Below are 13,320 nucleotides of genomic sequence, written 5' to 3'. Positions count from 1 at the left end.
GTTTTTTAATAATTGATTATCCTACAGAACCTTCTAACGAAATTTCTAGTAATTTTTGTGCTTCTACTGCAAACTCCATTGGCAATTTGTTCAATACATCTTTACTGAAACCATTTACAATTAAAGCAATTGCTTTTTCGGTATCGATTCCGCGTTGGTTGCAGTAAAATATTTGATCTTCTCCAATTTTACTTGTCGTAGCTTCATGTTCTATTTGTGCAGATTTGTTTTTTGCTTCTATGTACGGAAATGTATGTGCGCCACATTGATTCCCCATTAAGAGTGAATCACATTGCGAAAAGTTACGCGCATTTTCGGCTTTAGCGGCAATTTGAACCAAACCTCTATAACTGTTTTGTGATTTTCCAGCAGAAATTCCTTTAGATATAATTGTACTCTTGGTATTTTTTCCAAGATGAATCATTTTTGTTCCTGTATCTGCTTGTTGGTAATTATTGGTTACAGCAATTGAATAAAATTCTCCAACCGAATTGTTTCCTTTTAAGATACAACTTGGATATTTCCATGTGACAGCCGAACCAGTTTCTACTTGTGTCCAAGAAATTTTTGCATTTTTCTCACACAAACCTCTTTTGGTTACGAAATTGTAAACTCCGCCTTTTCCTTCAGCAGTTCCTGGAAACCAATTTTGAACAGTTGAATATTTTATTTCTGCATCATCCATTGCAATTAATTCTACAACTGCGGCATGCAATTGGTTTTCATCACGTGATGGCGCGGTACAACCTTCTAAGTAACTTACATAACTTCCTTCGTCAGCAATTACTAACGTACGCTCAAACTGACCTGTTCCTGCCTGATTGATTCTAAAATATGTTGATAATTCCATTGGACAACGAACGCCTTTTGGAATGTAACAGAATGAACCATCTGTAAAAACAGCCGAATTTAAAGCGGCATAGAAGTTATCTTTGGTAGGAACAATAGTTCCCATATATTTTTTTACCAATTCAGGGTGTTCCTGAATGGCTTCTGAAATAGGGCAGAAGATAATGCCTTTTTCAGCAAGTGTTTTTTTGAAGGTAGTTGCAACCGAAACGGAATCTACTACAATATCAATGGCAATACCTTGTAATTTTTTTTGTTCGTCGATAGAAATTCCAAGTTTTTTATACATTTCCAATAACTCAGGATCTACATCGTCCATTGTTTTGTTTGGATCTGCTTTTTTTGGAGCAGAATAGTACGATATTGCTTGAAAATCTGGTTTTTCATATTGTACATTTGCCCATTCTGGCTCTTCCATTTCCGACCAAACCCTAAACGCTTCAATACGCCAATCAGTCATCCATTGTGGTTCGTTTTTCTTTTTAGAAATTGCTCTTACAATATCTTCATTCAGTCCAACGGGAAATGTATCACTTTCAATGTCTGTATAAAATCCGTACTCGTATTCTTTTGTTTCGAGTTCTTTTTGTAATTCTTCTTCGGTATATTTACTCATTCTTTCGATATGATTAAAAGATTAAATAATTTAAAAATTGAATGATTCAAAAAATTTAAATTACCTAATCTCACTTTTTTCTAAATACTTTATAAAGTTTGACAATTGTTTCGAAATGTCAATAGCTTCTATTTTTAATTTATTGTAAAGCTCATCTGAAATCTGATTTAGCTTATTTGCAACAGCAAGTATATTTCTACATTCTCCACAGGAGCCTTTTGATATGTATAGAAATTTTACTAACTGTTTATTTGACTGTAATTCAAAACCTTCAGAAATATTATTTTAAATAGATAAAGAAGCTCTTTCGAGTTGATTGGCAATATTTCTATTAACAGTATTATTTTTTGTTAGTTTAAATACTTCAATCGTAAAATCAAATGCTTTTTTATAAACTTCTAAATCCTCAAAGGTTTTCATTTAATAATCTTTCAATCTTTTAATTTTTGAATCATTCAATTCGCTATAGCGAAAACGATTCCCCACAACCACACGTACGTTGTGCGTTAGGATTGTTAAACACGAATCCTTTTCCGTTTAATCCGCCTGAATATTCTAATGTGGTTCCTACGAGGTATAAAAAGCTTTTTTTATCTACAATAATTTTCACACCATTGTCTTCAAATATTTTATCTTCTTCCGCAAGACTTTTGTCAAATGTTAAATCATACGATAGTCCGGAACATCCGCCACTTTTAACACCAACACGAACATAATCGTTGATAGCGTCAAAACCGTCGTCTGTCATAAGCTCGACTACTTTTTTACGGGCTGTTTCTGAAACTGTTATCATTTTTTTTATTTACGTTTATTCTGTATCTGCAAAGATACGGTATTTGCCGCTTTTTTTGTGAAAACCTAACATTTATATAATAAATGATGTGATAGAATTTTTTGATGGTGGTTTTTTTGAACGATTTGCGCAAAGGATAGCAGTGAAAATCCCGCAATGAAATGAGGAATTGTAGCGAATAGCCTGACGCCATTTTTTTTGGCGATGCGCCCAAATTGAAATTAAAACTCAGAGAAACGCTGATCGAAGATGAAATCAGCATCCGTAAAGGTTTTTAGGAAATCGATGATGCGTGCTTTTTCTTCATCAGTCATCGGAATTCCGAGTGTTCCATCTGGTTGACGCAATGAATTATCTAAGTTTTCAGTATCTGTAATTCCACTTCTGTAATGTTCTAAAACTTGTTCTAAATTTTGAAAACGTCCGTCGTGCATGTATGGAAATGTAACTTCAATGTTGCGCAGATTTGGCACTTTAAATTTGTAATTATCTTCTGGAAGTCCCGTTACGCGAGCGCGTCCAATATCATTGTATTCTGGGTCAATTGCCAAACCATTGTTACGATAGGATTGATCTGTAAACAATTCGCCAGCATGACAAGAAGCACATTTTTGATTGAATAACTCCATTCCTTGCATTTCGTTTTCCGTTAACGTTACATTTCCTTCATTGCGACGAAATTTGTCGTATTTGCTATTGGAAGTCACCATCATTATCATAAATTGTGACAGTGCTTTTAAGATATTTTCAGAGTTAATTTCACCATTTTCAAAGGCTTCACGAAACAATCGTGGATAATCTGGATGTGCTTCTAGTTTCGCGATTACATTCGCAAACGTTTCGTTCATTTCCACTTCATTTGTAATTGGAATGATTGGTTGTAAATCTAAATGAATTGCCGCGCCGTCCCACGTAAATTCGTTTTGAAATGCCAAGTTGTGTAGCGGTTGTGCATTTCTGCTTCCCAAAGCGCCATCAACTCCATGACTGATAATATGTGTGTGATGTGTAAAGGCAAATTCTTGAATGTGGCAAAACCCGCAAGCAACAACGCCGTCAGAAGCCAATCGGCCTTCGTAGAATAAACGTCTTCCGAGCTCAAAACCTGTTTCCGTTGGCGGATTTCCTTCAATATCATAAGTTAAAGGTGGAAAATTGGATGGAACTGTAAAATCAAGACGCACATCACTAAACGCGCCACTTTCTGCAGTTGGAACATCTTCATACGGTTCGTTTTTGCAGGAAGTAAACACGCATATCAGTAAAATGAATGCGATTTTGTTAAAATTCATAGCTTTTGCTAAGATATCAAATGTGCGAGAATGATACAAGAAACTTAACTTTTTAGATAGTTTTACGTGAATTTGAATACTTTTTTGAAAGAATCATGCATTTTGTACGATTTGAAGCGTCTTTGTTTGTACTAGTTTTGGAATGAATCAAAATATAAATATTATGAAAAAACAAAATTTTAAAACAGGATTGAATTTGAAGAAGCAATTGGTTTCTAATTTAACAACAGACCAAATTATAGGTGGAGTTGTAGGTAGCACTATTGGTGGGCCAAGTTGTAAAAGAACTTGTGGAAGATCATGTCCAGGTGTGTGTGGAACTTTTGAAACATTAACGCAATGTGCAGGATGTAACTCTTTTGCTTGCTAGAAGTTTAGCAATTAAATCATTTAAACAAAACAAAAAAAATTATTATGAAAAAACAGAATTTAAAAAACAGGGAAGAAAGTAATTTCTAATTTAGAACAAGATAAAGTTTTAGGAGGGCGTGCTAGAGAAAAGACTTCTGCATATAGCTGTCCGCGAACAACTTGTGGGGCATAGAACTGAGCCTATCTTAAGTTAAATAACTCACAGTTTTTGGAGTAAGATTTCAAGAATTCTTAACTATTAACTGTGAGTTTTTAAATCATCTTCTTTTCATTTGCCAATTGAATGGCTTCCGCTTTCGAGTTTACATGTAGTTTTTGATAAATATTCCGAATGTGCGTACGAACGGTTGTTTTTGAAATGAACAACTCTTCCGCAATAGTACTATAGGTTTTTCCTTTTGCGAGAAGCGTCAATACTTCTTTTTCACGTTTGGATAAGGTATGATCTTCATGATTTAACTGAAACGATTCTACGACCATTTTTGCAATTTTATTACTCATAGGTGCGCCACCTTTTTCCAAATCTTCTAATGCTTTTTTGAGTTCGGGCAATCCTAAACTTTTAGTTAAGTATCCGCATGCGCCAGCTTTTAAGGCTTCAAAAACCATATTGCTGTCTTCAAAAACGGTAACAATAATAAGTTCTGTTTTTGGGAATAATTGTTTGATAATTTTTGTGCCTTCTATGCCATTTTTACCAGGCAAGCCAATGTCCATTAATACAATATCAGGATGATTTCCCGATTTGAAATCTGCCAGTGCCGTTTCAAAACAACCATACGTTCCAAGTAAAAAATAATTGGGAAGTTGCTGTAAATACGCGGCTAAATTTTCTCTGAAAATTACATTATCTTCTATGATGGAAATATATTTTTTTGCCATGATATTATTCGTTTTGATCAATTAGTTCTTCTTTTAAGTCTAGTGTAAATGTGTAAAATACGCCGTCTTCTTTTTTGATTTGCATATTGGCTTTGATCATCTCCATACGTTTTTTTATGTTTTTGAGCCCGTTTCCTTGTGATGAGTTAATTTCGTCAAAACCAATTCCGTTATCTTGAATTTGAACCGTAAATAAATGATCTTCTAAATATGCTTTTAAGGTTACCGTATTTGCTTGTGAATGCTTAATGATGTTTGCTAAAATTTCTTTGTACGCCAAAATGATATTTCTACTTTTTACATAGGAAATATCAATAGGAATAATGTCAATTTCAAGATATAGAAAGTCAATTTCATCAAAGAGATAGAAGAAATTTTCACCGTAATCTCTTAAGTATTTGCACAAACTTTCAATGTTGTTATTTTTTGGATTTAAAGACCAAACAAAGTCTTTTGCCGTATGATAAATTTCTTTTGATAGCTCAGATATTTTATCAATTTTAGGCGATTTTACTTTTTCGCTATGTTTCAAGTTGTTAGATAAACCAATGACAGACGCAATTTTATTTCCGATTTCATCGTGGAAATCACGGGCAATTTCTTCACGAAGATTTTCTACTTTGTGTTCGAGAAAAATACGTTTGTTAATTTCATTGGATAAGGTTTCATTTCTGCGTTTGATCATGCGCAAGCGAAACCATAAAAACCCGAGTAATATGATGGTAATTAGTCCAAAAATAAAGATTTTAATCACCGTAATTTGATACCATTTTGGCGAAATTTTGAATTGAAATATTTTAGGAGTCGACCATTCACTGTTGATCCGTTTTCCGCGAAATGCAACAGCATAGGTTCCTGGCTTTAAATTGCTCATTTCCAATTGATAATCTTGTAGTTTTTTCCATTCGGAATCATTTACTTTGTATTCAAAAAGCATAGCTTTGGTAAAATGAAGCGCGCTACTTTTGATAGCAATTGAAACATCATCATCCTGTATAATTTTTTTATGAATTTCAATTTTTGGAGGAATGGTAACATCTAATAATTCGGGATTAAATTCCATGATTCCATTTCCAGAAATGATCCAAATAATTCCTTTTGAATCTTGATAAAACGAGTAAATATTGTCTGAATTTGTTCCGTTTTTAGTATTGAAATGATAGTTAAAATCATCCGTTAATATCCAAAAACCTTTGTTCGTTCCAAAATAAATACGATTGTTTTTGTCCACAAATGTAGCATTGATATAGATGTTTTCTTGTGTAAAAATTAACGGTGTAACGTTCTTGTTATCATATGTATACGCTTCGTACGGTGTTGTAATTATGAGTTGATTTTTATGCGTAACAATTTTTCGAATCACACGTTGTTTGAAATTTTTTTGCAGTGTAGTATCCAAGGTGCGTTCCCATAAATTTATGTCGTTTCTAATAAATTTTCGGATTCCATTTTGTGTTCCTATATATACTTCATCATTTAATAAAACGCCTGTATTTATTTTTTTGTCTTTTTTGTTATTCTCAATACAGTAGATATTTTCGCGTTCGTTGTTGTAATAACGACTAAACCAATATTTTGAATAAAATAATGTGTCTTTTGCAATAGCGTATAAAAAACCGTCAACTCTAGCACCATTAATTCTTTGAAGCTTTTCATTGTAAAGATGATTGTGAGATGAGAAATACCTTTTGTCTTGTAATTCAAAAATAGAATTCAGTCGAAATGGATTTTTTTGACGAATGAATGTATCTTTTTCTTGAAGCGTATAAGAGATATTTTCAGTTGCAAACACCATGTTTCCTTTCCTGTTTTCATAACTAAATTTTGGAATAGGAATTTGATAGTCAGTTTTGTGATACGATTTAATTAGAGAAGGAAATATTTTGTAAAATCCGTCACCATATACAGATACATAAATGGTTTGTTGATCGACAAAAATATCACTGACACCATTTTTTATGGTTAAGATAGATTCTGTCTTTATGATTTTCGAATACGTTTTGTCAAATGTGAGCAAATACAAACTGTTGTGTTCTTCTCGATGATTTAGTTGTACTAATATTTGTCGTTTGTTATATGGTGTAATTCGTTTTATTTTGTTTGCTTTCTCAAAATTATGTATTGTTTTTTGAGTAGGATTTAATTTAGTCGACCACGCTAAATTTCCTTCTAAATCACCATAAAAGATGAAGCCATCAATACTGTTAATACTTTCTATGATTGTGTTGAGCTGATGAGGAAACTCTTGTAGTTTTTCGCCTTTCCAATTGTATTCAGAAATGATTTTATCTTGACTAATATATATAGACGAATCATCAATTGCGAGTCGTCTCGTTGGGTTATTATCGTTTAAGCTAATTAAAGTGTCAATTTCATATTTTTTCGTAAACGCCAACAGTGTAAATCGTTGATAAGTATTGTAAATCAGGCTTTTATTCTTGTGTTTTAGAATACGATTAATTCGTTGCGGATAGATGGTTTTTAGCTGATTTCCTTCTTTTGCCAAGATGCCGTCTAACCACGAACCAATGTGTAAAATGCTGTCTTTTATATTTAGCAATGAAACCGGATATCGAATTTCTTTTTTGTTAAGAATTTTAAAATTGATTCCGTCAAAAGTAGCCAATCCGCCATCCGTTGCAATGTAGATTTCGTTTTGAAATTTTTCAATAGCAAATGTATAATTGTCTGGCAAGCCATCTTCTACATTAAAATGTTGCTTTGTCCAATATTGTGCATTTAGGACAAAACAACTCCATAAAAAAAGGCTAGATAGTATGATTTTTTTCACGTAAGGAAACGTTAGTTTCCTTAAAAATAGTGATTAAGTAGTATATGTTATACTACAAGATGTAGTATTTAATTTCTCTCGTTTTTTAATATGTAATTTTACATATAAGATTTTAAGGTTTTTCTCGAACGCCTTTTAAAATTTGTGTGTCAATTTGTGTAAAATCTGCATCTTCGTCAACAGTGTGGAGTACAGAAATATCTCCAGTTACTTCTAAAATTACGGCGTGTACTTGACTCAATTTGTAAACATTCGCTTCTCTTAATTTTGCCATTAACTGAGATTTTTCTACACGCGCACTGCTGAGGTTTTCTTCCAGAATTTCAGCACCTTTCATTAATAGTAACGGTTTGTTAGAAATAGCATTACTTAAAGCAGGAATTTTTTTCTGTAAAGTTGAAAATACATAGGTTAATACCAATAAACTTGTAATGGCAATGCTTCCGTGTACAATAGAAGTGCTTGAAGTAAGTATTGAAGAAATAATGCTACCAATAGCGACTGTAAAGGCAAAATCATATGCGGTAAACTTAGCGAAAGATCGTAACCCAATGATTCTCGTCAATACGATGATCACCACAAATATAAGGAGACTTCCGAGTGCAGTTTCTAATAGAGGATCTTTTATGTCGTAAATCCAATCCATAATTTTAGGGTTTGATTAGTTAGTAATTTGCCTAAGATATGGAATTCGTTAGTTTAAATTGACTGTTTCGAATATGTTTTACTGCGCTTGAAAAGCACTTTCTAAGTTTTTGGCAATTTTTGGTGCGTTCACAGGATCAACTTGAATATCGCTTGCATCTTCTAACTTTATTTTATTGGTTGCATCAATAATGTTAGCAACAAAAACATCCACATTTACATCGGCAGTAGTTCCTGTAGCAACTGTAATTGAGTTTCCTAGTGGCAACGTTACAAATTTGTAATTGTCCAAGTTTGTTCCATGACTTCCAACGTGAATGATAAAAGGATTTTCAGAACCACCTTGTGGTGTAAATGTTCCTTCAAATTTGATGAATTTGTAACCAGCTGCCCAATTCCATAACATGCCAGCTTCTTCCGCTTGTGGTACAAAGTTTAGCACGCCACCATCTAACGGATATTTTGATTGATCTACACCAATGCCAAACGCAATTTGTGTGTAATTTCCAACGGGAACTCCAGTTAAATTTACTTGTAAACTACTAGGATCTTCTTCATTGATAACAAAGTATGAATCAGCTTTTGGATATTCAAAAGTAGTTCCGTTTTCTTGAATTAGTGTTATGTTTGAGATGATATATTTTAACTCGTTAGTTACTATAGTTTCATTATTTTGATTGACAAACGTTGACGTGTTTAAGCTTAAATCCTGACTTGCAGAAATTCGGTTGTCAAACGTAAGTTCAATCACAGAAGTTTGATCAGTTGTGTTATCGTCATTACACGATGATGTAATTATTGATAGTACGATTATAAGTGAATAAATAACTTTTTTCATATGTATTTTTTAGTTTAGTAATGCTGTCAAATGGAGTTCATCTTAGTTATTAATCAGTTTATGACAAACTAATTTCGTTGGCATACTTTATGACTATTTTATTTTTATAATTAACGCATCTTTGATGCCTTTATTTGTGCTAATGTCAATATCGTTACTTTGTGTGTTTCCTACTACAACTAGTTTTTTATCGGTAGTTTCTATAATTCCATGAGCAAAATCGAGTTGCGAACCGCCAAAGTTTTTTTCCCAAGTTAGGTTTCCATTGTCACTTATTTTAATTACCCAAAAATCATTTTGACCATGATTAGTACTTACATCTGTATCGTTACTTTTTGAGCTTCCTACAATGGCAAAACCACCATTTTGAATTGCTGTAATTGCACGTGCAGATTCAAAATCTGTTCCGCCATACGTACGTTCCCAAAGTAATGAGCCATCTGTGTCACTTATTTTGATTACCCAAAAATCTGAGGAACCTTTTAGGTTAGCGATATTTCCATCTGAACTTCTTGTATCACCAGCAACAATGTAGTTTCCGTCTGTAGTTTTGGCAATGTCATAGCCAATTTCAATTCCTGAGCCACCATAAGATTGTTGCCAAATAAGATCACCCGTATTGTTTAGTTTTACGACCCAAAAATCATAACTTCCTTGGCTGTTTGTTATATCAAAATCATCACTTTCGGACGAGCCAGCTATGATAAAATTATTATCGTTAGTTTCTAACGCACTGTACGATCTATCATTGTTTGTTCCGCCAAAATAACGACTCCAAACAATTGTTCCCGTAGCATCAAGTTTGTGGCACCAAAACTCGCCAACACCATGTTCAGCATTTAGAATACTTCCTGCGTGCGTGTTTGGTTTGCCAATGTTTCCTTGTCCGCTAGAAGCTGTAATATCTAAAAATCCAGTGGTAAAATAACCGCCATCATTTGTTTGGATAATATCAAATGCTTGATCGCTCCCAGAGAAACCAAACGTTTGTTCCCATTGAATGCTTCCGCTTGCGTCTAATTTTACAATCCATTGGTCATAAAATCCATTGTTTATACTTACATCTTCATCACTGCTTCGGCTATATCCTGTGATGATAAATCCGCCATCAGAAGTTGCTTTGATAGCTTCACCACGATCGTCAGCGCTTCCGCCATAGGTTTTTGACCACAGAATGTTTCCGTCTGTGTCCAATCGGGTTACCCAATAATCATTTTGCTCTGAAGTATGATCTGTAATGTCACCATTGATACTTTTAGTAAATCCAACAACAGCATAACCACCATCGGTAGTCATTGCAATGTCTTGCGCAGTATCTTCTTCCGTTCCGCCAATTGTTTTTAGCCACTCAATTTCACCTAAAAAGCCAACTGGGTTTGGTGTTTCTTCAGGTGTAGTTGTATCATCTGAGGAACAACTTGATACGGCAATTATCGCGAAAGCTAAAAAGCATGTATAGTAAATATGTTGAATGTGTTTTTTCATAAATTAATCTGTGCTTTTTCGAATGATAAATAATCCAGAATTGATATCACTTAAAACGATATTTCCACTTTCAAAGTATGGATATACATTCCATAGACCATTAAAAGTAGCATTATCAGTTGATGGATATGTGTCAAAATAACCAGTTTCTTGAATTTGGTTTGCACCAATGTTTGAAATGTCAAGGATGCGAACTCCAGCTGTATAGTTTGCTAAAAAGAAGGTGTTTCCTTTGATGTAACCATTGTGATCAATAGCTGGTGTTGGACCTGTATATGACATCGAAACTGACGGATTGTCTAAGTCTGATAAGTCAAACACGATACTTCTAGAGTTGAATCCGGAATTAATTTCATCAAGTTCGTCACCTAATATAAAGTACCGTTGATCTTCCGTAAACCAACCTTGATGTGTGTAGCCAATGTCTGCATAATCGATGGTTGCTAATTGAATTGGATTGTTTTTGTTTGTTATATCAACGATGACAACTTCATTGGTGTTGCTTCCAATAAAAATTTCTTTTCCAACATGTTCCGTATCTGGTCCAGAATAAGTAACCACTTGAGCATCGTGTGAATATGCATCATTTGGATATCCGCCAGCGGCAACAGGATTTGTTGGGTTTTGAATGTTTATAAAATGTGGGCCACCATCAAAAGAAAACAGAGAATCGTCAAGTGTCATTGCGCCAACGGCATATGCAAACCCAGTGTCTTCATTGATAACAATATTGTGTGCGCTTCCAAAACCAGTATATAAAGCATCTGCTGTAAATGTTTGTGGTGCATTGGTAACGTTTCGTAAGCGTGTTAAATCGAATACTTGCATTCCGTGACCTGGTGCTTCACTCACGATGAATGCATGATTTTGATATACTTTTATGTCTCTCCAATTACTAGGATTTGTTGCGGTTGGAAGGCTTCCTAAGAAAATAGGATTTATAGGATCAGTAATGTCTACAAAACAAGAGTTTGCGTCTGTTGTTATAAGTGCATATTCTTTTCCTGTTGTTGGATCTGTCCAGCCCCAAGAATCAGCTCCTCTAATTCCGCCGAGTGTAGATAAGTTTATTCTGCTTAGCAGATCGTATCCTTCACAAGGAAATTGACCCGCAAAACCATTTTCGCAAAGTGTAATTCCTGGGAAAATTTCTTCATTAGAAGGTGGTGGTGAACTTACACTGGTAAAAGGATCTTCTGGAGAACAAGCTCCAAACCCTATTGTAAAGATAATTGTGATTATGAATAGTCTAAAATTTTTCACGCGTGTTGGTTTTAATGTTTTGTTACATCGATTCCTCTTTAATTTACGATTAATTTTTGAGAGGTCGCATCGTTTATTTTTACAGCATACATACCTGTAGTTAACTTTGAAACAGGTAGTTGAAATTGAGATTCATTTATGTTTGTGAATTCGAGAATTCTTTCTCCTAATAAATTTAATACTTCAATTTTATGGATCGACATATTTTTTCCAGCTTTTATCAATGTAAAATTTGAAGCAGGATTTGGATACATCATAAAGTCAAAAGCTAGCGTTTCATTTGTATTTAATGTGTTGCTTTCTCTTATGATAAGAAGACCTCTATCCGTATCGCTTACAATAATATTTCCACTGGGAAAGTATGGATATGCAGTCCATGCGCCAAAAAATGTTGTGTCATTAGATTCTGGATGTGTATCAAAAAAACCAGTTTCGGTAACATTTAATGGATTTGAAATATCTAAAACTCGTACGCCAGAAGTATAGTTTGCTTGGTATAATTTATTTCCTTTAGTATAATAATTATGATCAATAGCATTTGAGTTTCCACTAAATGTAGTTAGAAAACTAGGATTGTCTAAATTGGCAAAATCAAAGACCAAACTTCTAGTTGAAAAGCCAAAATCAATTTCATCTGTTTCATCGCCTAAATAAAAATAACGATGATCTTCCGAAAGCCAACCTTGGTGTGTGTAACCAACATCTGTATAATCAACTCTTGCAATTCTGGTGACGGCAGATTTGGTAGAAACATCTAAAATTACAATTTCATTTTCGTTGCTTGCAATCATAATTTCTTTTCCAACATGTTCTGTATCGGGTCCATTATAAATTACAATTTGTGCATCATGTGTGTATCCATCTGTCGAATATCCGCCAGCACTTACTGGATTTGCAGGATTTGCTAAATTTACAAAATGTGGTCCGCCGCTAAAGGTATCACAACCTACCAAGTATGCATAGCCAGTAGCTTCATTAATGGCAATATTATGACAATCTCTTACATCTGTTAAAATGTTGTCGGGCGCAAATGTTTCTGGCGGATTGGACACATTTCGCAAGCGTGTTAAATCAAAAACTTGCATTCCATGATTCCCAACATTATCAGCTACAATATATGCGTAGTTGTTATATACTTTAATATCTCTCCAAAAACTCACACCTGCACTTGTTGGCATGTTTCCTAAGTAAATAGGATTTACAGGATCAGAAACATCTACAAAACAAGTTTTATCTTCAAATGTAATAAGTGCATATTCTTTAGCAGTTGTTGTGTCTGTCCATCCCCAAATATCACTTCCGTCTTCATTACTAAACGTAGATTTTGGTAAATTGGATAGTAAGTCATATCCATCACATGGAAAAGAACCAGCAAATCCTGCTGTACATGGAACTATTTGGGCAATTGAAGGGGAAATAGAAATCAACGCAAAAACAAAGAGTAGGTTTCGTGCAATAGGTGTCATTTTTTTGGCTAATTTTGCGTTTTTAAAT

The 13,320-nt window shown here is 34.0% G+C and carries 11 protein-coding genes and 1 pseudogene; 1 reads left to right on the top strand and 11 read right to left on the bottom strand.

The features are described 5' to 3' along the window. Positions 1 to 16: 16 nt before the first annotated feature. From sufB to ACQ654_RS12075, 4 genes and pseudogenes are all read right to left on the bottom strand, one after another. Positions 17 to 1,465 (bottom strand): Fe-S cluster assembly protein SufB, encoded by a 1,449-nt coding sequence (gene sufB, locus ACQ654_RS12090; RefSeq protein ID WP_430410590.1) that lies wholly within the window; start codon positions 1,463 to 1,465, stop codon positions 17 to 19. 60 nt (positions 1,466 to 1,525) lie between these two features. Next, positions 1,526 to 1,885: pseudogene (locus ACQ654_RS12085) on the bottom strand (four helix bundle protein). Between the two features lie 43 nt (positions 1,886 to 1,928). After that, complete coding sequence (locus ACQ654_RS12080) at positions 1,929 to 2,258, bottom strand: HesB/IscA family protein (protein ID WP_430410589.1); 330 nt, start codon at positions 2,256 to 2,258, stop codon at positions 1,929 to 1,931. A gap of 221 nt (positions 2,259 to 2,479) precedes the next feature. Next, positions 2,480 to 3,550, bottom strand: coding sequence for a cytochrome-c peroxidase (locus ACQ654_RS12075; RefSeq protein WP_430410588.1), 1,071 nt, complete (start codon positions 3,548 to 3,550; stop codon positions 2,480 to 2,482). Positions 3,551 to 3,713: 163 nt separating this feature from the next. Here ACQ654_RS12075 and ACQ654_RS12070 point away from each other — a divergent pair, with 163 nt between their 5' ends. Continuing rightward, positions 3,714 to 3,920, top strand: coding sequence for a hypothetical protein (locus ACQ654_RS12070; protein WP_430410587.1), 207 nt, complete (start codon positions 3,714 to 3,716; stop codon positions 3,918 to 3,920). 254 nt (positions 3,921 to 4,174) lie between these two features. Here ACQ654_RS12070 and ACQ654_RS12065 read toward each other — a convergent pair whose 3' ends face one another. The 7 genes from ACQ654_RS12065 to ACQ654_RS12035 form a co-directional block, all read right to left on the bottom strand. After that, a complete protein-coding gene (locus tag ACQ654_RS12065; protein WP_430410586.1) occupies positions 4,175 to 4,804 on the bottom strand; it encodes a LuxR C-terminal-related transcriptional regulator in 630 nt (209 codons plus the stop codon). A 4-nt stretch (positions 4,805 to 4,808) separates the two neighbouring features. Further along, entirely contained in the window at positions 4,809 to 7,595 is a 2,787-nt protein-coding gene (locus ACQ654_RS12060; RefSeq protein ID WP_430410585.1) for a sensor histidine kinase, read from the bottom strand. A 112-nt stretch (positions 7,596 to 7,707) separates the two neighbouring features. Then, positions 7,708 to 8,241, bottom strand: a complete 534-nt coding sequence (locus ACQ654_RS12055) for a DUF421 domain-containing protein (RefSeq protein WP_430410584.1) — start codon at positions 8,239 to 8,241, stop codon at positions 7,708 to 7,710. A gap of 78 nt (positions 8,242 to 8,319) precedes the next feature. Then, entirely contained in the window at positions 8,320 to 9,078 is a 759-nt protein-coding gene (locus tag ACQ654_RS12050) for an MbnP family protein (protein WP_430410583.1), read from the bottom strand. 93 nt (positions 9,079 to 9,171) lie between these two features. Then, on the bottom strand, positions 9,172 to 10,563 hold the full coding sequence (locus ACQ654_RS12045; RefSeq protein WP_430410582.1) for a hypothetical protein: 1,392 nt from the start codon (positions 10,561 to 10,563) through the stop codon (positions 9,172 to 9,174). A 3-nt stretch (positions 10,564 to 10,566) separates the two neighbouring features. Next, positions 10,567 to 11,826 (bottom strand): choice-of-anchor B family protein, encoded by a 1,260-nt coding sequence (locus ACQ654_RS12040; RefSeq protein WP_430410581.1) that lies wholly within the window; start codon positions 11,824 to 11,826, stop codon positions 10,567 to 10,569. A 38-nt stretch (positions 11,827 to 11,864) separates the two neighbouring features. Next, positions 11,865 to 13,292 carry a choice-of-anchor B family protein gene (locus tag ACQ654_RS12035; RefSeq protein ID WP_430410580.1) on the bottom strand — a complete coding sequence of 476 codons (1,428 nt, stop codon included), beginning with the start codon at positions 13,290 to 13,292 and terminating at the stop codon, positions 11,865 to 11,867. Positions 13,293 to 13,320 lie beyond the last annotated feature (28 nt).

This window comes from Kordia sp. (assembly GCF_965283645.1).
Lineage (GTDB): Bacteria > Bacteroidota > Bacteroidia > Flavobacteriales > Flavobacteriaceae > Kordia.
Note: the sequence above shows the minus strand (reverse complement) of the source record. Positions and strands in the feature narration are given on the sequence as shown.